Annotated in this window: 22 protein-coding genes, 2 tRNA genes and 3 rRNA genes; 3 read left to right on the top strand and 24 right to left on the bottom strand. The window is 41.5% G+C overall.

Going from position 1 to position 21,701, the window contains the following annotated elements; translation table 11 throughout:
• Nucleotides 1–105 precede the first annotated feature (105 nt).
• From U9O96_06760 to U9O96_06750, 3 genes are all read right to left on the bottom strand, one after another.
• Nucleotides 106–471 (bottom strand): hypothetical protein, encoded by a 366-nt coding sequence (locus tag U9O96_06760; protein MEA2054784.1) that lies wholly within the window; start codon nt 469–471, stop codon nt 106–108.
• A 102-nt stretch (nt 472–573) separates the two neighbouring features.
• The gene (locus U9O96_06755; protein MEA2054783.1) at nt 574–816 is read right to left on the bottom strand and encodes a hypothetical protein; all 243 of its coding nucleotides are present in this window, start codon (nt 814–816) and stop codon (nt 574–576) included.
• A 126-nt stretch (nt 817–942) separates the two neighbouring features.
• Complete coding sequence (locus tag U9O96_06750) at nt 943–1,047, bottom strand: FAD-dependent monooxygenase (protein ID MEA2054782.1); 105 nt, start codon at nt 1,045–1,047, stop codon at nt 943–945.
• A 96-nt stretch (nt 1,048–1,143) separates the two neighbouring features.
• Between U9O96_06750 and U9O96_06745 the strand changes: the two genes are divergently transcribed.
• Nucleotides 1,144–2,409: a hypothetical protein gene (locus U9O96_06745; GenBank protein ID MEA2054781.1), complete on the top strand. Its 1,266-nt coding sequence runs from the start codon at nt 1,144–1,146 to the stop codon at nt 2,407–2,409.
• Between the two features lie 97 nt (nt 2,410–2,506).
• Here U9O96_06745 and U9O96_06740 read toward each other — a convergent pair.
• A tRNA-Ser gene (locus U9O96_06740) sits at nt 2,507–2,590 on the bottom strand.
• A 257-nt stretch (nt 2,591–2,847) separates the two neighbouring features.
• On the opposite strand from U9O96_06740, the gene U9O96_06735 reads away from it, so the two are divergent.
• A complete protein-coding gene (locus tag U9O96_06735; protein ID MEA2054780.1) occupies nt 2,848–2,988 on the top strand; it encodes a hypothetical protein in 141 nt (46 codons plus the stop codon).
• Here the strand turns inward: U9O96_06735 and U9O96_06730 are convergent.
• The 19 genes from U9O96_06730 to U9O96_06640 all read right to left on the bottom strand — a co-directional run bounded on the left by U9O96_06730 (nt 2,981) and on the right by U9O96_06640 (nt 20,589).
• Nucleotides 2,981–3,673 carry an RNA methyltransferase gene (locus U9O96_06730; protein MEA2054779.1) on the bottom strand — a complete coding sequence of 231 codons (693 nt, stop codon included), beginning with the start codon at nt 3,671–3,673 and terminating at the stop codon, nt 2,981–2,983. The two genes, U9O96_06735 and U9O96_06730, sit on opposite strands and share 8 nt — an antisense overlap.
• A gap of 68 nt (nt 3,674–3,741) precedes the next feature.
• Nucleotides 3,742–4,086, bottom strand: a complete 345-nt coding sequence (locus U9O96_06725) for a hypothetical protein (protein ID MEA2054778.1) — start codon at nt 4,084–4,086, stop codon at nt 3,742–3,744.
• 674 nt (nt 4,087–4,760) lie between these two features.
• Complete coding sequence (locus U9O96_06720) at nt 4,761–5,771, bottom strand: ABC transporter permease (GenBank protein MEA2054777.1); 1,011 nt, start codon at nt 5,769–5,771, stop codon at nt 4,761–4,763.
• Entirely contained in the window at nt 5,768–6,754 is a 987-nt protein-coding gene (locus U9O96_06715) for an ABC transporter ATP-binding protein (protein MEA2054776.1), read from the bottom strand. Before U9O96_06715 ends, U9O96_06720 begins: the two co-directional genes overlap by 4 nt.
• Before the next feature lie 67 nt (nt 6,755–6,821).
• Nucleotides 6,822–7,247 (bottom strand): hypothetical protein, encoded by a 426-nt coding sequence (locus tag U9O96_06710; protein ID MEA2054775.1) that lies wholly within the window; start codon nt 7,245–7,247, stop codon nt 6,822–6,824.
• On the bottom strand, nt 7,207–8,226 hold the full coding sequence (locus U9O96_06705; GenBank protein ID MEA2054774.1) for a hypothetical protein: 1,020 nt from the start codon (nt 8,224–8,226) through the stop codon (nt 7,207–7,209). Before U9O96_06705 ends, U9O96_06710 begins: the two co-directional genes overlap by 41 nt.
• A gap of 25 nt (nt 8,227–8,251) precedes the next feature.
• Nucleotides 8,252–9,622: a PqqD family peptide modification chaperone gene (locus U9O96_06700; protein ID MEA2054773.1), complete on the bottom strand. Its 1,371-nt coding sequence runs from the start codon at nt 9,620–9,622 to the stop codon at nt 8,252–8,254.
• A gap of 249 nt (nt 9,623–9,871) precedes the next feature.
• Complete coding sequence (locus tag U9O96_06695; GenBank protein ID MEA2054772.1) at nt 9,872–10,027, bottom strand: hypothetical protein; 156 nt, start codon at nt 10,025–10,027, stop codon at nt 9,872–9,874.
• 155 nt (nt 10,028–10,182) lie between these two features.
• Nucleotides 10,183–10,512 carry a type II toxin-antitoxin system PemK/MazF family toxin gene (locus U9O96_06690; GenBank protein ID MEA2054771.1) on the bottom strand — a complete coding sequence of 110 codons (330 nt, stop codon included), beginning with the start codon at nt 10,510–10,512 and terminating at the stop codon, nt 10,183–10,185.
• Nucleotides 10,509–10,697, bottom strand: a complete 189-nt coding sequence (locus U9O96_06685) for a hypothetical protein (protein ID MEA2054770.1) — start codon at nt 10,695–10,697, stop codon at nt 10,509–10,511. Before U9O96_06685 ends, U9O96_06690 begins: the two co-directional genes overlap by 4 nt.
• A 92-nt stretch (nt 10,698–10,789) precedes the next feature.
• A complete protein-coding gene (locus U9O96_06680) occupies nt 10,790–11,101 on the bottom strand; it encodes a hypothetical protein (protein ID MEA2054769.1) in 312 nt (103 codons plus the stop codon).
• Between the two features lie 290 nt (nt 11,102–11,391).
• Nucleotides 11,392–12,300 (bottom strand): hypothetical protein, encoded by a 909-nt coding sequence (locus U9O96_06675; GenBank protein MEA2054768.1) that lies wholly within the window; start codon nt 12,298–12,300, stop codon nt 11,392–11,394.
• Between the two features lie 50 nt (nt 12,301–12,350).
• A complete protein-coding gene (locus tag U9O96_06670; protein ID MEA2054767.1) occupies nt 12,351–13,034 on the bottom strand; it encodes a hypothetical protein in 684 nt (227 codons plus the stop codon).
• Between the two features lie 266 nt (nt 13,035–13,300).
• Complete coding sequence (locus U9O96_06665; protein ID MEA2054766.1) at nt 13,301–14,839, bottom strand: hypothetical protein; 1,539 nt, start codon at nt 14,837–14,839, stop codon at nt 13,301–13,303.
• Between the two features lie 85 nt (nt 14,840–14,924).
• Nucleotides 14,925–15,569: a hypothetical protein gene (locus tag U9O96_06660; protein MEA2054765.1), complete on the bottom strand. Its 645-nt coding sequence runs from the start codon at nt 15,567–15,569 to the stop codon at nt 14,925–14,927.
• Between the two features lie 206 nt (nt 15,570–15,775).
• A 5S ribosomal RNA gene (gene rrf, locus U9O96_06655) occupies nt 15,776–15,893 on the bottom strand.
• Between the two features lie 24 nt (nt 15,894–15,917).
• Nucleotides 15,918–18,837: ribosomal RNA gene (locus tag U9O96_06650) — 23S ribosomal RNA — on the bottom strand.
• Between the two features lie 97 nt (nt 18,838–18,934).
• Nucleotides 18,935–19,027 (bottom strand) — tRNA-Ala (locus tag U9O96_06645).
• Nucleotides 19,028–19,072: 45 nt separating this feature from the next.
• Nucleotides 19,073–20,589 (bottom strand): 16S ribosomal RNA (locus U9O96_06640).
• The 16S, 23S and 5S rRNA genes sit together here with 1 tRNA gene alongside, the layout of an rRNA operon.
• A gap of 380 nt (nt 20,590–20,969) precedes the next feature.
• Here U9O96_06640 and U9O96_06635 point away from each other — a divergent pair.
• The gene (locus U9O96_06635; protein ID MEA2054764.1) at nt 20,970–21,398 is read left to right on the top strand and encodes a hypothetical protein; all 429 of its coding nucleotides are present in this window, start codon (nt 20,970–20,972) and stop codon (nt 21,396–21,398) included.
• Here the strand turns inward: U9O96_06635 and U9O96_06630 are convergent.
• A complete protein-coding gene (locus U9O96_06630) occupies nt 21,391–21,531 on the bottom strand; it encodes a hypothetical protein (GenBank protein MEA2054763.1) in 141 nt (46 codons plus the stop codon). The genes U9O96_06635 and U9O96_06630 overlap by 8 nt on opposite strands.
• Nucleotides 21,532–21,701 lie beyond the last annotated feature (170 nt).

Genomic DNA, 21,701 nt, shown 5'->3' with positions numbered 1-21,701 from the left:
TTTTTAACTTTAATCGGAATCTGTGCCATATGGGTTAATGTATATGGGTTAATACTATATAAAGGTTTCTTTTTTTTAATGGAGAAACTACCAGAAATCTATGGGTTAATCGGCCGAGTTTCGGTTACTCAGTTCGCTATTTTTAGCATTCACAAGTACATCCTTTGCTTTTGATACAACGGCACAAAACATGGGATGGTTTTTTATGTCCTTTTCATATTTTTCTAAGTCGTAAATGTTTTTGGATAAAATGGCAGAAACATAAATAATCGGGGAGATACCCCCGCCGGATAGTGGGTTTGTCATTGATGCCGCATCCCCAATTAAGGCCATGTTTCCCTCTACAATTTTTTTAGGTATACCAGAGATAGGAATGGCACCTGCTTCTTTTTTTACGATATCCCTTTTTAACCCGAGAAAATCTAAAAAATCGTTCAGTTGCCTGAATTTGCCGGCAAGGCCTATATTCAAGCCACTTTCCTTGGGAAAAACCCAGGAATAGTGTGATGAGAACCTTTTATCGAAATAAAATTTTAAATGGTCCATGCCGGAGGTATCGCATTTTATTTTGTATTAGACTCCGCACACAACTTTCTGTTTTATGCCCATGTGCCTTCCTACGACGGAAAAAGGTCCGTCCGCACCTATTAATGTGTCATATTTTATTTTTTCACCGTTTCCAAGAAAAACAAAGTTTTTGTTTATTGACAAAACATCTGAATTGGTTTTCAGTGTTCCTCCTCTCTTCACAAATTCAGTTGCAATTCCTCTAAGCCATCTGGTTCTACCAAGAACGACTCCTTTTCTATTGGACAAAAAAACAGTAATTTCTTGGTAAAAAAATCTTCAATCCAATTACTTCTCTTGAAATATAGGGTGAAGAATCGAACGGGATGTGTTTGAGTGAGGAAATGTCACATCCTTCAGCACAAGCCGTTGAGACTATCTCCCTCTTTTTTCCAAGACTAATGACAATATTCCTTTTTCCAATAAATGTAATCCTGATATCAACCCCGCCGGCCCTCCCCCTACTATTACTATTTTCATGTAAACATTTGGTAATCCTGTCCACAATTTAATTATTATTTTGTTTTTCGGGCTGCCGCATAAAATCTTTTATAAGCACCAGTTCATTATATATTCGTGGGGAAAATGGAGGATAACAAAAATAAAAAATTAAAGGCCTACGAGATTATATGGGAACGGGATTTCACAGATGGTGCAGGAAATATGGGGATTGCAGTTGATTCTGATGATAATGCCATAGTGTGCGGAATTAACCAGAATGAGGATAAGGGAATTGTCGTAAAATATGATAAAAACGGCGAAGAACAGTGGTCGGATGCCGATTTGCCGGAAGTATGCAATTTTAGTTCCACATCCAAAATGGCTGCACAAAATATCCCTGCCAAAATTAGAGAAATACTCACTAGAGAGTATGGTTATTTTTTTGATGTCGCTGTGGATTCAGAAAACAATATAATAGTAGCGGGAACATTTACCCGGGACGGCGGAACGAAAAGCATGGTTTATATTAAAAAATACGACCCCAGCGGAAATACGATATGGACAAAGACGCACGAACCTTTCACGGTTAATATCGCCTCGGGCATAACGGTTGATTCGAACGATGATATATTTGTGGTGGGCGGCGGGACCATGGCGCCCCTTTCTTTCAAAGGATTTGTCATCAAGATATCAAAATTAAACGGCATGATTCTGTGGAGAAAAATTCGCAGAAAGGGAATAATTGCACTGTATACCGGTGCCACTGTAGATGCTTACAATGATGTCCTGGCATCGGGATTTACCAGTTATGGCAACGATCTTGATTTAATGATAACAAAGTTCGGCGGAAAGCGAGGATGGAAAAAGCGCGAATTTATACGAAAGGGGAATAAAGCCCCGATCAGGATAACAATAGATGAGCAAGGAAATTTTGTGGTGGCAGGAAAAACGGAAGATAGCACGGAAATGCATTATCTGCTAAAACTTGATTACAGCTTTAATATTTTATGGGAAACCTCACAGAAGACAAAAGGTTTTCTTTATGGTGCAGCCATAATGGAGAATGGAGATATTGCAGTAACCGGCCATAGGGAATCCGTCAACGAGTATTATGCCGCATTATATGGTAAGAACACGGGAGACAAAATAATGGACATGCTTCTTGGTGAACGTGTAAGCAACCTTATAGATGATTATATGCGCGGCATAGCCGTAGATCATAACAATGATTTGCTCATAACAGGTGCACGTACAATAAGCAAGACAATGAAAGTCCGCATTACAAGTGCTGTGGAACATCCTGCACCGGAGCTGCCTGTCCCCCCCTCTGTTTTCCAACCCCAGGCTGGAAAGAAAGAATCGATACTGCAAAAAATTTTGAGGTGGGTTTTTGGGAGATGAGCTGCAAAAGGCCTTCACCAACCGCCTCTTTAATTCCTTCAACTTCATGGTATGTAGATGGTACAACTCCTGCTCGATGGTGAATTGAGAAAAATAGCGCGGGGAGAGGGATTTGAACCCTCGAGATCAAAAGATCACAGGATTAGCAATCCTGCGCCTTGCCAGGCTGGGCCATCCCCGCATCGAGAAAGGAATAAGGTCTTGAAATAAAAATTTAGTGTTTTAACCGCGGGAATAACGCCATCTCTGCATCTTTTTCTATCATTACACAGATTTTTGCAAGAATGAATAAAATGCAAAAAAAAGCAGAAGGTTGACCCTGAGTATGAAAACTTTGTGAATTTGGAAAGGTTCCTAATGTTCCACAAGATAATCTATTCATATCAATATTCAAAAGCATTGCCCTCAGAGGTTAGGAACCGCTTGATGGAGCTAGGATTGAAAGCTTCGAGAGGGAACTATGACTTCGTTTACGAATGGAATGAAGAGCCAGACGTGGAGGCGCTTCTATGGCTCGCGGATAAGATCCACACCGCCCTGAAAGGAATGGATGTTATGTTTTCACTTGAAACTATTTAGTCCTTGATTTTTTAAAAACGCCCATAAGGGTGTGGTATTCCCACTTGGAGAGCATTGCTCGTCCAATGATGCGGCGGAACATTACCTTGGTATTTTCTTTTTTGTGGTCGGGATAGTTTATGCTCTCAAGCAATTTGTCGAAGTATTCATACAACTTTTCTTTTTCTATCCTGTCGGCAAGCCTGGGCTGTTCGAATTCTCTTCTTTGGGAAAACAGTTCGTATAAAACAACACCTGCAGCATGGGACAGATTCAGGCTGGGATAGGCATCCGAGGTAGGTATTTTCAGCATGACATCGCATTGTTTGAGTTCTTCATTGAATAATCCGTAATCTTCTCTTCCGAAAGCTATGCCTACAGCGCCTTCCATCCTATATACCTCTGACGAAAATTCTTTCAGCGGCAAAGCATTTCTGAGATGGTGCTTTTCATTCTTGCTGTCGATGGAAGAGGTGCCGACCATATAGTCCACATGTTTCAACGCTTCTCCGAAACTGTCGAGGATGACAGCGTTATCTAAAATATCCTGGGCATGGACAGCCATTTTTCTGCAGTCGTCATTGTCGACGGAAAACGATGGTGAAACAATGATAAGATTGCGAAAACCAAAGTTCATCATCACTCTTGCCACCGCACCCACATTGCCAGAATATTTGGGCTCCACAAGTATCACAAAAAGCTCCATTGCATACTAAATGAAATCCATGTTATAAAATATTTGGTGAATAAAAGATGGGAAAGGAGGGAGGAGGGTTAGAAGTCTTTGAATATATTCAAATTGTATATCGTCGCTCGTATTTCTTTCACTGCCTTATTGCCTGCTTTGTCATAAGCAACAATTTTAATGGTATGGTCGCCGAGCAACCTTTCATTCAATGTATACTCAACTCCGCTCACAAAGCTTGTTTTGAGTTCATCATCAATATATAACTCAGCACTGTCAACTCCTGAAGTAGCGACATCCGCAAAGGTTGCTATTATTGTTGCTCTTCCAATAATCAATGGCTTGTCTCCAGGCAATGGCATGATTGCTCTATCGAAGATGAAAAGATAGCTCATTGGCTTTGAGACAGTTATCTCTGATCCACAAATATTCATTCGCACCCGCTCTTCTTTTATATCCTCTTTATTCCCTACATTGTCAACTGAATAGTATTGAATGCTATGTATTCCATCGCCATCAACAACAAATGGCCCTGTATATGCCTGCCATGCTCCATTATCAAGTCTATACAGTGTATAGTCTACACCGGTCTACACCGCTTACCTCATCAGTTGCAGTTAATGTTATTGTAATATCACTCACATACCAGGCATTATTACCAGTTGGCTCTTCTGGGTGTATATGACAGGTTGTTGTTGGCTCCCCTGTGCTCTCGGGTTCACGGGTCGTTTGAGCCGACTGTACCTCTTTTTCTTATAGTTTTGCCGAAACCAACTGGAATGTGAAGGAAACATCTTACCTAGTCTTTGAGGGACAATTTATCCCACCAGGTAATCTCTTTTTCATCTCATGGTTCGGGATTAAATCGCGGGCAGCAAACCTGTTTCCGATCCTTCGTAAAGTTTATCCGTATTTTTCAACATATATCGATATTTCACTGATTTATAAACCTTGTTACCCAGAGGTTAGGCGGTGTAGCATGGGTGGTAGAAATCAAGAAAATGGCTACCTTCTCTCTCAGGGAATGAAGGTTCTTCTACCGACTTTCTACCCTCTATCCTACATCACCTTGGCAAAATGAAAAAATTATACACGTAAGAGAAGCACTTCAATAGCCATAAACTGTTCCATATTTCCTGGCTTTGTCCAGAAGTTTAGTAAACACTATGTATCCGCCTATAACCATTATAACGCAGAAAATAAATAGGACGATCACATCCCACAAGTAATCCATTATACCCTGCCCACTTATCATACTTGCCCTGATAGCTCTAAAGGCGTATGTCAAAGGAAGGGCATAAGATAATGGCTTAATATAAGCTGGCAATATTTGTACTGGGATGTAAATCCCACAAAAAAACATCATTATTGTTTGGAGGATTGAGCTAACTGGTCCAAGTTGTTTATAAATCGCCGTCAATCCACCAAATATTAAGCCCAGTTCCCACATAGTCAGAAGAGAGAGGATTATAATGCTGATTAATCCCAATAAAGCAAGGGGATTACCTAATTTTAGGTCGACATGCAAGAGAAAAATTATGACTAACAAACTAGATATCGTCATTGTGATAGAGCTTAATGTTCCTGTCAATAAGGAGGCAAATGGCAAAACTTTCACCCCATATTTTGTTGGAATCATTATTTCGAACATACCGGTATATTGCTCCTGTCTTATCTTACGCGAGGCAATACTGTAGCCAGACAAAAGCATGGGCCATGCTATCATGCCCACGATGATGAAGGTAAGAAAATCGTATCCACCATAATTTAGCAATCCACCAGACATAGAAGCAAACATTATCTCTACGAAAGGCTTGCCAACAATATAAAAAATGATGACCATTAAAAAGATATTAAAAATAGTAAATATTATTTGAAACTTGTAAGATGTGAAAACTTGAAACCTTCTTTTAATAAATGCATATGTTACCCGAAAAGAGCCACTTTTTCCCATTAAAAACCATATCAATGTTAAAGACGAGAAAATTAGTATAAACGGCAAAATATAAGGAGCGATCGATATGAAATCTTGTGGATTGTAGTTCAAGGCTATTGACAGCAAGACCATGATAAAGATTGGTATTTCGATACCTAAAGAAATTAATATTAACTTTTTCATTTTTCTTCACCAGTCAATTTTAGGAATGCATCCTGTACGGATGGCGTGAAAGAATATATTTGGTTTATCTTTACGTCTTTTGATTTTATCAAATCCAAAATTGAATATATCGACCCGTTTATTTGGTTACAATGAATTCTTATTATCCTTGGGCCGGTCAGGTAAACATCCTTAATTCCATCTAGATTTTGGATTTGCTCTAACAATAAATCGTTAACCTCATTCAATTCTATTTGCAAAACCTCTGTTTCACTAGCAAGTTTTTTCAAATTGGTTGGGCTCTCTTCCGCAACCTTTTTCCCCTGATTTAAAATTAAAATTCTATCACAGAGATTCCCAGCTTCTTCTAGGCGATGGGTCGTATAGATAATGGTTGTACCATTTTTTGTTAATGTTCTTATAAAATTACCAACCTCTCTTGATGTTTTAGCATCTAGACCAGCTGTTGGTTCATCGAAGAGCAATACCTCTGGATCATTAAGTAATGCTCTAGCAATAGCTAGCTTGTGTTTCATGCCGGTGGAATATTCCAAAAACAACGTGTCTGCTTTATCTTCTAAGCCAACTAGAGATAAAACCTCATCTATCTTATCTTTTACAGAGTTTTTCGGTGTGCCAAATAATGCTGCAAAGAATTCTAAATTTTGTTTCCCAGTTATCCTCCATTGGAATGTTCTTTCATATTCCCCAAGGCTTAAACCAATTAAATCTTTCACTTTCTTTTCATCTCTAGGCAACTTATAGCCAAGGATTTCAACATCCCCACCATCTGGCAACAATATCGTTGCTAAGACTTTGATTAAAGTGGTTTTACCAGCTCCATTTGGACCTAAAATCCCGTAGATTTCTCCTTCACCAACCGAAAATGAAAGGCCATTCAATGCTACTGTCTCCTGGATAAAATCTCTTTTTCCTAAGAGTTTTTTAAGGGAAAAGGAGGTTTTGTATTTCTTTATTAAATCAGTGGTTATGATCGCTGACATCGTTTCTTAATTCACCTCGACAAATTTCTTTGATCATTGCTCATTCCGCATAGTACGATGTTGTCCATCATGAATAACTTCTCCAAATCATTTCTCGAATTTTATAGATGGCTTCCATATATCTTATTGCCCCTTCTGGTTTCTCCGGCATTTCTTTTTTGCCGAGTAAAACATCTATTGTATCATTTACTATGCTTTCATTCACAAATCCCCAACTCATTTGTAGCCAAGGAGCAACTGGGTTTACAGGGATATTTGCAGTCACTATCCTCAATAAAATTTTGAGCCATAAAGAAACAGGTTCACCAGTATAAGGATCAATTGCATTTCTACATGGCCATTTAAATATCCAGTCATAAAAACTCCAATCACTTGTGTTCCAATAGGTGGCAGTATGGTTTAGTGTATTCCTTATATCCCAGTTTGTAATATGAATTCCTTCTTCTGGGACATCAATCAATGCCCCATTCCTTATTCCATAGGTATAATTCATTCAATTCCTCTCTTATCTTTAAAATGATTGAAGATAGCGTACCTGCTACCGTCGGAATAGATAAACTTGTTCCTGACCCCACCCAGTATGTTGATGTATTAAAATGAAATGCAATTTTTCTCGTAAATGTTGAAACGTAGTCAGCACTTTTGGCTGTCGATAAGTCTATTCCATGACAATATCCTTCTGCTCCTCCAACGGAAATAACCCATGGTGGTCCGGATATGTAAGAAAGCTCTGGGATTATCCATGGTCTGTTGCCAGCGGCTGTAACAATTATTTTTCCATTTTTCACTCCTCTTTTGGAAATTTCTTGAAAGCCAGACCACCAAATTGTTGTCCAGAAAAGCATGCGTGGACGATACCAGACACCAAACTCGGGAACAATAATATCAATCCATGACCGATTTACTGTCCACGACAAAGCCTCTTTCAGTTTATTTCCTCCCGTTTCAACCATCAAAATTGTTACATTAGGATTTATTTTTTCTATAATAGAAGATGTACTTGTTCCATGGCCAACATCATCTAAAATAGGATCTCCAGGCTCTTCTCTTCCATACCAAGTTGACTGCCCAAAGGATATGCCAATGATATTTGTATGCGGAAACCAGTATAATTTTTTTTCTTCAAGGTTTTCCCATATTTCCTTATCATTCTCATAGTTGCTTTCCCAATCATCACCAAAAGTTAAATTGATTGCCTCTGCATCTTCCGGAAATCCTCCAATATATGTAGAAGGGTGCTGCACCATATCTTCTCTTCTGAATATCTCGTGGTAAACATTTATGCCAGAATCTATCATAGCTACAACAACATGAGGCTTGAAATTGGTTTGAAGTACGACTTCATCGATTGATTGTTGAAGCTGATGATTAATTTTTACGTTGCAAGCTATATTTGTCATGCTGCTTGCAGATAATAATAGTATCACCATCGGAATGGCTATCATCTTCATTAACTTCTTCATCTTATCCATGTTTCTTTCCAACGCATACAACTTTTTAAAACTTCCCTTGAACTTTTGGTAATTTTCTTAATTCTTTTTTTGCCCAGTTGCAATCTTCTATTTCCGTACATTGTACTAAGCCAGTACCTATGCAGCCTTCGCATCTATAAAAATACTTGCATTCGCCACAGATTTCTTTGATTGGAGCAATGACTTCCGGCAAGGTTTTTGCTATTCTATGATTTAAGATATTTTTGATGCCCTCGTTCTTTATATTTCCAATAACCAATCTTTCGTCGCTTATAATAGGGCATGGTCTAACCTCTCCAGTAGGAGATATCACTAACATTCTATAACCTGCGCCACAATTTCTCGGTTTAATTTTCCTTGGCTTATCTTTTGTCTCAACAGTTATTTTCCTCCTATCATTTGATTTTTCAGTCCGTTCTTCCCCGGTAATTAAGCTTTCCTCCGATTCTACCCAAATTTGGTCTTTGTATTTATTCGCAAGTTTCCTCCTGGTTTTCCTTACCCCGTTATATTCTTCTTCATTTAATTCCCATCCAAGATCCTTTGCTCTTCCAGTTGGGGTTAAACCCCCTACCCTGAATCCTGCAACCCCTAGATCTAGCGCAAGATGAAGACATCCCTCAATTTGGTCTATATTGAATGGTGTTACCGACATGGCAACAACTGTGGGTACTCTATGTCTGACTAGTATTTTAATCGCTTTAATGGTTTTTTCGAAGACCCCCTTCTTTCCCCTCATGTAGTCATGTGTTTTCGAGTTATCTCCGTCCAAACTGAGTTGTGTAGTGACTATATACCTAGATAATTGTCTTGCTATTTTTTCGGTAACGCCAATACCGTTTGTCAGTAATTGCAAATGAAATTTTTTGAAGCAAAATTCTAGGATTTCGGGAAGATCATTGTGAAGCAAAGGTTCTCCGCCCGTAAGAGTCACTCTAACAACGCCTACTTTGTAAAGCTTGCTAAAGATATCTAAAAATTCTTCCGTAGAGAGCTCGTTGGATTTTGATGTCCCCGAATTCGCGTAGCAATGTCTGCATTTAAGATTGCATGCCATAGTAAGCTCTACAGACGCCTGTATTGGCGTAAAATACTTTCGGCTGCCTGAGATAGTGCCACAATGATCTTGAGATATGTCATGAAAGGAGACATGTCCTCTTTTCTCTGCCTTTTCTAGGAACCTTAAAATAATCGGTTTCACCCTTCTAACGGTGTCATCGTGTCTCTGGGCCATTCTCCTACATATTTCATCAATAGGAGTTTTCCCATCGCAACTCGCAAGGATTTCCGCCCCAACATCGTTAACCGCCGTGAAGTTTAACTTCCCTCTATTTATTACCTCTGCTTCTGTTGGTTGAAACCTTAACTCAATGTTTTTTTCTAACGTTGGATACATCTGGAATACATCTCCTAGTTAATAGTCTAACTAAATCGTTGTCTGATTTCCGGAGGTTATAGTAGTTCCTTCTAGCTAGGGAGCAACTACTCTACTGCTAGAACGAATGGGCGTTGTGGCACACTACACCAAAAATTGAATAAAAGGCCGGAACAGAAATATTGTTCGTCGAGTCCACAGAAGAAGAGTAAACCTTCGCCGCAGCCAGGGGTCGCGGTGTCTTCATATATGGGTTCTTCCATTGGCATTTTATCTTTCCCCCTTTTTGTTTTTCCGATATTTATATAGCGCCTCAGTCGGAATTCCACCTTTCGGGCATGCTCTTCTTATTTTCGGCATTTTCCCTCCTTTTTGACCCGCAGGGTTAGGTTCCTTTTCTAAATTTCCGCCCTGCTCCGTTTTCATTTTTCTCACCAATAATGTAATGCGGGGGGGTATATTGATTTCTACCGACAAAATTGTTCTGGGAGAACAACAAAAATAGGACAATAAAAATACGAAAAACATAAAATGAAAAGAAGGGCTTGATAGCATATTACTTTTGAGTTGAAAAAATGACTTCAAATTGTGAATATCTTTCTCAATTTCTCATTTATTTCTTTTCGCAAAGTTTCATCCACCTCTCCTAGCTCACCAACAATTAAATCTTTTAACACGGTTGCAACTTTGTCAAGTTTTATAACAGAATCAACCTTTAAACCAGTTCTTTTGAAGGCATGATGTTCAGCGGTTATAACCACATCTGTAATGGATATCTCCGATGGAATTCTTGAGGATATAAATGCAACAATGACATCTTTCTTTTCTTCGTGGATTACCAGTGCCGGTCTTAATTTTGCGATAGCTAAATCAGTGAATGGAAATGGAATCAAAACAAATTTTCCTTTCATTTGTATCTTACCTTTAAATCTTCTATTTTGTAAATGTCTGGTTCGTTATTAAAGAATTTAGATAAAGATTTTTCTGACAGTTTCATAATTGAAATGGTTTCCTTTTCCTGCAGTAGTTCATCCAGCTTATCTGAAATTTCAGCTAAACGCTGTTTCATGTCCTTTATTTCAACTTCAATACTCATATTAGAATAAATGCCCGACGGTTTTTATTGCTTTCTATATCATTTTCGAGCTAATAAATCAAAAAATGAAAAGAAGGGCTTGATAGCAAACCTTATGAATGCAAGGTAGAGACAGAAGCCGCCAACTTTATAATATAAACCTCTTTTTTATCTACTGCTACTCCTCCTGCATTTTCATAGTAGGCAGCAGTGGTAATTTCCACTGGCCTGAACAACGAGATCGTTTGCACATCAAATTTCCATTCATATGGAGGAGAATATAAAACTGTTCTTGGCTCGTATTCATATTTTCTCCCTGAAAAAGTAAGATAAAATTCTACTCTTTTTATTGTACCATTTATAGGATTATAAACTTCAGCAATTATAGTGATGCTCCCGAGTGCCATTGTTTTGTTAAATGGCATTATTTCTCTATCAAAAATATACAGATAATTTTCCTTTGGTCTAACTATTTTTATTTTAGGTGGGAGATAATCAGCACATTTTATAATCCATGCATTTCTATTTTTTCTCCAACAATAAAATAATTATCGTTTTTTATTTCTATTGAATAAGCACGATCTCTTCCTCTTCCTCCAAATGATTTATTCCATATTTCATTTCCTTCCTCATCTATTTTTAAAAGCCAAGCATCAAAATCTCCTACACCATATCCCTCAGTAAGCCCTACTAAAATATATCCATTTTCTATTTTTTAAATATCTCGAAATTTCTCTGCTTTATATCCATATTTTTTACTCCATATTTCTTCCCCAGCCTTATTTACTTTTATTAGATACCCAACGCAAAATCCTACATAAGTAGAAAGAGTGGATCCCGTAATCATGTAACCATCTTCTATTTCAATTATGTAAGCTTCCGTTTCGAAATCCCACCATCCATATGTTTTATTCCATATTTCATTTCCTTGTTTATCTATTTTAATTAGCCAAGTGTCCCACCCCCCATATTTTTCATATGAATATGTTCTTCCTGAGACTAAATACCCATCTTCTATTTCTATAATGTCTTGTCCATCTTCTGTCCAATTCCCTCCATATGTTTTATTCCATATTTCATTTCCTTGTTTATCCACTTTAACAAGCCAAATATTAGAATCGCTGTATCCATCCTCTCTAGGCGGATACCTTTTTATTCCAACCATAAGGTATCTATCTTTTGTTGATATAACCTTTCTTACCGATTCCATATTTCCCTCCCCATATGTTTTATTCCATATTTCATTTCCTTGTTTATCCACTTTAACAAGCCAAAAGTCTCCTTTTCCTGCTCCACGTGATTCAGTATATCCGCCTATGGTATATCCACTTTCTGTCTCAACAATGCTATAAAATATTCCTTCTCCATATGTTTTATTCCATATTTCATTTCCTTGTTTATCTATTTTTAGAAGCCATGCAGTCCAATTTTTAGTGTGCCCTGCAATAATGAAATGTCCATCACTTGTTTGTTCAATGTCATATGCTTCAGCAAAGCTTTCCCCATATATTTTATTCCATTCTTCGTCTTCCTCTTTAGTTAAATCTTTAGTTAAATTGAATGATATTGACGGAATGAGTACTACAAATACTCCGATACAAAGAGAAATTATTATTTTTTTCATTTTCTTTTTCATTTTTAAAAATAAAAATAAATAAGAAAGAGGATTTTAATTTATGTTGTGTATCTTCTATATTCCTCAGTTATATCGCTATCATAAATGTCTTGCGGTCTGACTTCATTGCCATTGGGATCTAAGTTGAAGTCCTTTGATTTATATGCAGCCCATGTTAGCTCTGAGCAATAATATCCAAATCCAAGAGAATTCGGGTCATTGGGGTTGTCTACCTGTTTTGTGTATTCACTCCAAAAAGATATATAATCAAATGGCCTCGATTTATTTGGTATTCCTCCTACTACCCATTTGCGATCCGCCTTATCTTGTGCAAAATCAACGATATCTGGTAAAACAGAGTATGCATCCGGTACCCTTAGGTATATTTGTATGCTGTAATATTTTGGATTAAATAATTCATCTAACTCGTCTCTTTCGGCTCTTCCATAGTTTTCATTGCCAGAATATGATTTTTGATGTAATCGCCTATGATTTGTTGGATAAAGCCATCTTTCCCATGGTTTCCATTTCTCGAAACGTGGATCTGCTTCTAATATCTCGTTACTGCCAGCGTATATTGCAGTATGATCTAATTCACCTGGCAGATCTCTAATTCCTTTGCATTCTGTAACAACGATGTCTCTTGCATCATCCGGAGGAGTCCAAGCTTTTACTGGCATCATCGGTATAACAAATACCCCTACCACCACCAACACACCTATTGTTTTATATTTTCTTTTCATCTTTCCGCCAATAATATAATGCAATCCGTCTTTATACTGTTTTTGATGAACAAAATTGTTGACATAGAAATATAAGTGTAAAATAATCAAAAAATGAAAAGAAGGGCTTGATAGCAAACCAAGGATCTATAGCCTTCAAACAGCAGAGTTTACACCGAAGTCCCGAAGGACAACAGGGCTCTCCGCCTAAGCCATAGACCCGGGCCCTTTTCAGGGTATCTCTCCCATGGGCTCTACCTATATAAAACCAAGAAATAAGAGGTATATTAGATGTTGAATATCCATAAATTTATTATATCGGCCGCATGAGCTTCGGTATTACCATAATAAGCTGCAGATGTTATTAAGCAAGGGCCAATTGCTGGCTCATCCCATTTCCATTCATATGGAGGTTCGTAAATAATTGCTCTAGGTTCTCTTTCATAAGCCTCTGGAGTATCTAGATAAAATTCAACTCTATTTATCTTTTCTTCAGAATCGTAACCCTCAACTTTTACTGTAATTCCTCCTAAAATTATCGTTTTTCCAATTGGAATTATTTTTCTATCAAATATGTAAAGCCATCCTTTTCTTGGCTTCACAATTTTTATTTTTGGAGGAGGATAATCCTGGCATTTTACTAACCATGCATCTTCCTTTCCAGCACCATAACTATCAGTACCTCCAACAAATATGTAGCTACCATCGCTAGCTTGTATGATACAATCTGCTGATTCCCTTCCTCTTTTACCAAATGTTTTGTTCCATTGCTCGTTTCCACCTTTATCTGTTTTTATCAACCAAGCCTTGAAATTTGCTAAAGCTGAAGCACCATAAGAATGTGTCGTTCCTCCAATTAGGTATCCATCGTTTGTCTGGATGATGGAATATCCGAGATCCTGATGTATTCCTTCAAATGACTTAATCCATTCCATATTTCCATTTTCACTGGTTTTTATGAGAAAGACATCATCCCATACCGTTATATGAGGTCTTGATTCTCCAGTAATCGCATAGCCACCATCTTTTGTTTGGATAACGTCCTCTCCTCTGTCCATACTACTTCCTCCAAATGTTTTATTCCATTCCTCATTTCCATTTTCATCTGTTTTTATTAGCCATATATCTAATTTCCCATGACCATAAGATTCAGTTTCTCCTCCAACAACGTATCTTCCATCTCTTGTTTGTATAACGTAATTTCCAAATTCTGTAGCTCTTCCTCCAAATGTTTTATTCCATTCCTCATTTCCATTTTCATCTGTTTTTATTAGCCATATATCTTTATCTCCAGCTCCATAAGATTCAGTATTCCCTACAATAACATATCCACCATCTTTTGCTTGTATCACAGATAATGCATATTCTCCTTCTTTTCCTCCAAATGTTTTATTCCATTCCTCATTTCCATTTTCATCTGTTTTTATTAGCCAGACATCTTCCCTTCCATTTCCAAAAGAACGGGAGTATCCTGTAACTACATATCCTCCGTCATTCACCTCTCTAACGCAGTATGCAACATCTTCTTTTTTTCCTCCAAATGATTTATTCCATATTTCATTTCCATTTGGATCAGTCTTTATGATCCACGAATCAAGGTCTCCAGCTCCATAAGAACCAGTGTATCCGGCAATAATATACCCCCCATCATTTGTTTGTACAACCCATTCTGCTTTATCGTTATAGTTTCCTCCAAATGTTTTGTTCCATTCTTCGTTAACATTTTCTTTTCCCTCCTGTAAATTCATCGATGAAGAAACCATTACTAGTATAGGAATAAGAATTATTGGGATGATAACAACTTTCTTTATCATTTCTCTTTTCATTCTACCCCTTTTTGTCATTTAGTTTTTGCTGTTTAGAAAAAATAAAAGAAAGAGGGCAGAGCTACCTTGAAAGCTTGCTGCATGACTAGTCAGGACCACCCCACTGCCAGTATATATCAACATCGCTGTGGTAGATGAGTTCCTCCACCCAAACGGGATTGTACAAACCTGGATCTAGGTCTTTCCCTCCATCTGCATAGCCTGCCCATACTATCTCGGTGCAATAGTACTTGCCTGCTGGAAGCCAAGTTGGACCGTCTATTTGTTTGCTATTACCAGAGGAGCTGAAATCAAATTTCCTCTCCTGATCTGCTCTATCCTTTGCAAATTCTACAGCATGATCCCTGATAGACTGACTTGTGTCCACTTCTGCTTGGGCATGCCCCCATCTATAATCGTCGCGTGTCTTATTTATACTCGTGTATTCAACTTTGCCTTTCCACAGATATTGTGGGAATCCATATTCCATGTGGGGATCGGCTTCTACACAATCATCATCTCCAAGTTCTCCAACGTATATAAGAGCATGGTCCCATCGGTTTTGACCTATTTTCTTTTGCCAGTGGCATTCAGCGGCGATGATATCCCCTATATTTTTTGGATAGTGGTATGGCGGTTGCAATTCGTTTGGTTCACCTGGCCAATGCATCGCGTTTACTAATAGCCCCATTGTAATTGGCAGGATGAACAGTCCAGCCATCAGCAATGCTATTGCTGTTTTTCCTTTCATTTTTTCCGCCAATAATATAATGCAATCCGTCTTTATACTGTTTTTGATGAACAAAATTGTTGACATAGAAATATAAGTGTAAAATAATCAAAAAATGAAAAGAAGGGCTTGATAGCAAACCGAGGATCTATAGCCTTCAAACAGCAGAGTTTACACCGAAGTCCCGAAGGACAACAGGGCTCTCCGCCTAAGCCATAGACCCGGGCCCTTTTCAGGGTATCTCTCCCATGGGCTCGCGCACCATAGTACTCAATAGCACGTAGCAGGCTTAACTTCCGGGTTCGGGATGAGACCGGGTGTTTCCCTGCTGCTATGACCATCAAGCCCATAAAGCATACGCAACCTGTTTAACGAGAGCTGCAGGACGGTTAGTAACTGCGGGCTGAACAGCTCGCCGAAGCTTGCTGCTTACACCCCAGTCCTATCAACCGGGTCTTATACCCGAGTCCCATAGATGCCTCGTTTTAGGGTAAGTTTCCCGCTTAGATGCTTTCAGCGGTTATCTTTTATAGCGTAGCTGCCCAGCATGCCCTGTCGGACAACTGGTAAACCAGAGGCTACGAGCCCCCGTTCCTCTCGTACCGAGGGGTTCTTCCCTTCAGGCATCAACACGTCCAGCGCAGAGAAACCAACCTGTCTCACGACGGTCTAAACCCATCTCACGATCCGCTTTAACGGGCGAACAACCCTACCCTTGGCAGCTGCTGCACTGCCAGGATGCGGAGAGACGACGTCGAAGTAGCAAGCCTCCAGGTCGATATGGGCTCTTGCTGGAGACAACTCAGTTATCCCTGGGGTAACTTTTCTGTTATCAATGCCCCCCATAAATAAGAAGCATTGGTTCGCTAGGCCCTGCTTTCACATCGCGAATTCTTGCTTTGCGAATTCGCGTCAAGCCATCTTTTGCCCTTGCACTCTACGCCCGATTTCTGACCGGGCTGAGATGGCCTTTGGGCGCCCCTGATATCTTTTCAGGGGCGTGGCGCCCCACCCAAACTACCTACCTGCTGGTGTCCCCTTACGGGTTAGAAATACGACCTTGGGAAGGTAGTGTCTCATTGGCGCCTCCACCAGGACTGGCGTCCTGGCTTCGACGGCTCCTACCTACACTGCACTCTCAAGACCGTATCCCAGCAACAGGCTGTAGTAAAGCTCCACGGGGTCTTCTCTTGCAGCTGGACGGTACTGGACTGTGCGCCAGTAAGTCAATTTCACCGGGCTCCACCTGGGGACAGTAGGACTCTCGTTGGACCATTGATGCAAGTCGCCAATTAAGCGACAAGGTATTACGCTACCTTAAGAGGGTCATGGTTACCCCCGCCGTTTACAGGCCCTTCTTCCCATTGGACTGGGCTTTCAGGTACCCGCACTGGGCAGGTTTCAGCGGCAATACACACCCTTACGGGCTAGCTGCCACCTGTGTTTTTATTAAACAGTCGGAGTCCCCTAGTCACTGCGGCCTGCCTTCTACAAGGCAGGCACCCCTTATCCCGAAGTTACAGGGCTAATTTGCCGAATTCCCTCAGGTGGATTATGCCGACACGCCTTGGGCTTCTCACCCAGGGGCACCTGTGTCAGTTCTCGGTACGAACACTACAGATGACCTTCATACACTTTTCACGGGCACCAGGAATCAACTGAAGTTCCCTCAATTAGAAACCCCATCACGCATTCACTCGGTTCTCACCATTACGGTACTCCCCGGGTTTAAACGCTTGGATAGTGCGACGGCACTACTCAGTCTATCCAGATGCGTCATGTATGAAGCAAAGGCTGTAGTGGTGTAGGAATATTAACCTACTTCCCTTTCGACCTGTTCCAATTAGGACAGGCCTTAGGATCGACTAACCCTTGGCTGACGAACATTGCCAAGGAACCCTAGCCCCTTCGGCGGTCGGGATTCTCACCCGACTTTGCTGCTACTCTCACCAGGATTCTCGACCGTACGCGGTCCACTGGAGCTCACGCCCCAACTTCTACCCACGCACGGCGCCCCCCTACTCATTCTCATGTCTACGTATCGGTGACCGACTTAAGCCCCGTCCATTTTCGGTGCCCACACCCTCGACCAGTGAGCTGTTACGCACTCTTTAAAGGATGGCTGCTTCTAAGCCAACCTCCTGGCTGTTTTAGGATATGAACTCCCTTTAGATAACACTTAGCCGATACTTAGGGACCTTAACGTAGAGCTGGGTTTATTCCCTTTCGGACATCAAGCTTACCCCAGATGCCCTTACTCCCTGGGTCTACAGCGGTGGCGCATTCGGAGTTTGACAAAACAGCGAGAGGTTTCCCTCCCTAACTGCCTGATCAGTGCTCTACCACACCACCTACCTCGCCAGAGGTCTACCTGCAAGTAGTTTCGGGGGGAACCAGCTATCACCGGTCTAGATTGGCCTTTCACCCCTATACGCAGCTCATCCGAACGATTTGCACGTCAGTATCGGTTCGGTCCTCCACCCAGCTTTCGCTGGGCTTCAACCTAGCCACGCATAGATCGACCGGCTTCGGGTCGTCTGCCAATGACTCAAGGCGAACACACCTTGCCCCTCGTTGCCTGCGGGCATTCGCTTTCGCTACGGCTTCTCTCCTTCGAGATTAACCTTGCCATTAACAGAAACTCCCTGGCCCATTTTTCGAAACGTATAATAGGACGCTGCCTTCCCTCTACAAAGCAGAGGTGCAACGCTTTCACGCCCTATACGTCTGTAATCATCTGGTTTCAGGCTCTTTTCACCTCTCTATTTGAGGTACTTTTCATCTTTCGCTCACGCTACTAGTGCGCTATCGGTCTCAGGACATATTTAGGGTTGGAAGTTTATGCCTCCCGTATTCACACGCGATATCCAACGCGCGCTACTCTGGAACACCCGCAATCTTCCTTCTGACTTACCTCTACGGGACTATCACCCTCTATGGTATGCCATTCCAGGCAAATTCGAGTTCGCCAGTGAGGAAGTAATGGGGTCCGAACACCACATCTCTCCTGTCTTTCGACAAAAGATTCGGTTTGCCCTGTGCCGCTTTCTTTCGCCAGTACTCACGGCATCTCAATTGATTTCTTCTCCTGCGGGTACTAAGATGTTTCAATTCCCCGCGTTCCCAATTCCATGCGGAATTATCACGGGTTTACCGTGATAGGAAGACCCATTAGGTAATCTCCGGATCAAAGGCTCCTTGCGCCTACCCGGAGCATATCGCAGCTTGGCACGACCTTCCTCGGTGCCTGAGCCAAGCCATTCCCCAGATGACTTTGCAGCTCTTTTTTACGTCCAGGTTGCATATGCATGACTTCACGGAAACGGCAGCTCATGCCATTTCTCAGTCCATACCAATTGATACTGTACAGACCAACTGGCGTGGAATGGACCGGATGGGATATTCTGCCGGATGCCCAGCATTTGAACCCATGGCCTCCTGCTTGCAAAGCAGGCGATCTTCCACTGATCTACCGGCCCATCTTTGCACTGGCACAAATTTGGCGTTTGGTCGAAAATAAACGTAGGAGGTGATCCATCCGCAGGTTCCCCTACGGATACCTTGTTACGACTTAGCCCCGCTTGCTGAGCATGGGTTCGAATTTGCCATAAAGCAGACCCTCACCCAAACCCAACTCGCCTGGCTTGACGGGCGGTGTGTGCAAGGAGCAGGGGCATATTCACCGCGGGATGTTGATCCGCGATTACTACGGAATCCAGCTTCATGAGGGCGAGTTACAGCCCTCAATCCGAACTATGACTGGGTTTCGGGATTAGCTTTGCCTCTCGGCATTGCAACCTATTGTCCCAGCCTTTGTAGCGCGCGTGTAGCCCGAGGGATTCAGGGCATACTGACCTACCGTTGCCCCCTCCTTCCTCTGGTTTATCACCAGCGGTCCCATTAGTGTGCTTTTGGAGCGGACTCCAAAGTGGCAACTAAGGGCAGGGGTCTCGCTCGTTATCTGACTTAACAGAACGCCCTACGGTACGAGCTGACGGCGGCCATGCACCACCTCTCTGCCTTTTATTCGGGAAAGGTCTTCAGCCTGACCCACATACGGCAGTCTCCCCCGGTGAGTTTTCCGGCGTTGAATCCAATTAAACCGCACGCTCCTCCCGTTGCTGTGCTCCCCCGCCAATTCCTTTAAGTTTCAGCCTTGCGACCATACTTCCCAGGCGGTGGGCTTAACGCCTTCGCTTCGGCACTGGGCGCTCTCGTAAAACCCCCAATGCAAAGCCCACATCGTTTACGGCCAGGACTACCCGGGTATCTAATCCGGTTTGCTCCCCTGGCTTTCGTCCCTCACCGTCGGACCCGTCCTAGAAGAGCGCTTTCGCCACTGGTGGTCCTTCAAGGATTACAGGATTTCACTCCTACCCTTAAAGTACCCTCTTCCTCAACCGGTCCCAAGTCTGACAGTCTACCCGGAATTCATAAGGTTAAGCCTTACGATTTACCCAGGCATTTACCAGACCGGATACGGACGCTTTAGGCCCAATAAAATTGGCTACCACTCGGGCCGCGGGTATTACCGCGGCGGCTTATGCCTTGCAGTAGCAAGCCAAATCTTCGGCTGCTGCCACAGATGGCACCCGTCTTACCCAGCCCTTACTCCAGATGCTTTTTAGGCATCTGAACAGCCTACGCTGAGCGTAGGCACTTGGAATCCCCCCGTCACTCTTTCGAGCATTGCGGAGTTTTCGCGCCTGCTGCGCCCCGTAGGGCCTGGACTCGTGTCTCAGAGTCCATCTCCGGGCATCCCCTTTCAGGGCCCGTACCCGTCATAGGCTAGTGAGGACGTTACCCTCACTACAACCTGATAAGCCGCAGAGCCATCCTCAGGCGCCGGAACTTTCAGCCTAGAAGCATTCCGGCATCCTAGACTTATGGGGTATTATTCCCAGTTTCCCGGGGTTATCCCCCACCTGAGGGCAGGTTCTCCACGTGTTACTGAGCCGTCCGCCAAGGACCGAAGTCCTTTAGACTCGCATGGCTTAGTCGGATTCCAATAGCAGTAGCCTCCGGCAGGATCAACCGGTGTTGTGCTAGGAAATGGTCACGTATATTAACCGACCAAACATCACCATTGTGCCAATGCGTGTGTCAGATTTGAGAGAGCACGCTCTATGCGGAGTTCTCAAATCTCCATGTCATTTAGCCCAAGATGGACAAAACTCCCTTCATAGCAAAAGCTCAGAGGGCAACCGAATGAACTTGGGCCTACAATTATGATAATACAACCAGTATTTATAAAAATTGTGGTGAGGACAAGGCAGTTCTGTCAATAAATTCGAGGCATGAATGGTGGCTGTCAAATACGGGGCTTTTCCATGATTTTTAGTTGGGTATTACATTCGAGTCGTAGGTGATTATGTAATGTGATGAATAGTTTTATAAATGAATTTTTATTTATTTCTTTTAATGCAGAAATTAAGTAATATCGGAAGAAGGAGTATGAGAAAAAACATACTGGTTGCCTGCATCATTGGCATCCTTTTAAGCACAGCGATGGTATCAATCGCTGATAGTAATGATAAAAAGGTATCAATACTACCACAGACAAATTATGGCGACAGAACATATTACAATGCCGCACTTTTCATAATCTCTAATGTATATTATGTGAGAGATTTTGATGAAGAAAAAATCGATTTGAGTTATAGATACCCGTTCCTTCCGGGAATTTTCATTGTAGAAGATGAAAATGGAATACAAGAGTTTAATCTTTTTGGTGGATGGGCGGGTTCGAGAGCGGAAATTTATGGTTTCAATGGATTTTTCAAATGGCAGGGATTATATATAGTATTGATTGGAAACTGTACTAAAATATCCATCATACCAGTTAGATAGCTCGCTCAATCAATCCAAACCATCTATTCCTTCCAAGATTTAAGCCAATCCCTGCCATCTCTGACGGTGTTTTTCCGTTCAATGCACTATGCCCCCTTATGAAATTGTAATATGTCCTCATGTTCTCATTCATTTCCTTTCCTGTATTGTGGTTTCTCAAGACCACGCATTGTGATTGCCATCAGTAATTTTTATATAGAACAATTTTTATACAATTCTTTATTATGGGCGCAACTAAGAAGGGGGAAACCAAAACGGGCAAAGCAAAGACTGCCAGAAAAGGTCCCTCGAAGAAAAAAATTG

Source organism: Candidatus Thermoplasmatota archaeon (assembly GCA_034660695.1).
Lineage (GTDB): Archaea > Thermoplasmatota > E2 > UBA202 > DSCA01 > JAYEJS01.
Note: the sequence above shows the minus strand (reverse complement) of the source record. Positions and strands in the feature narration are given on the sequence as shown.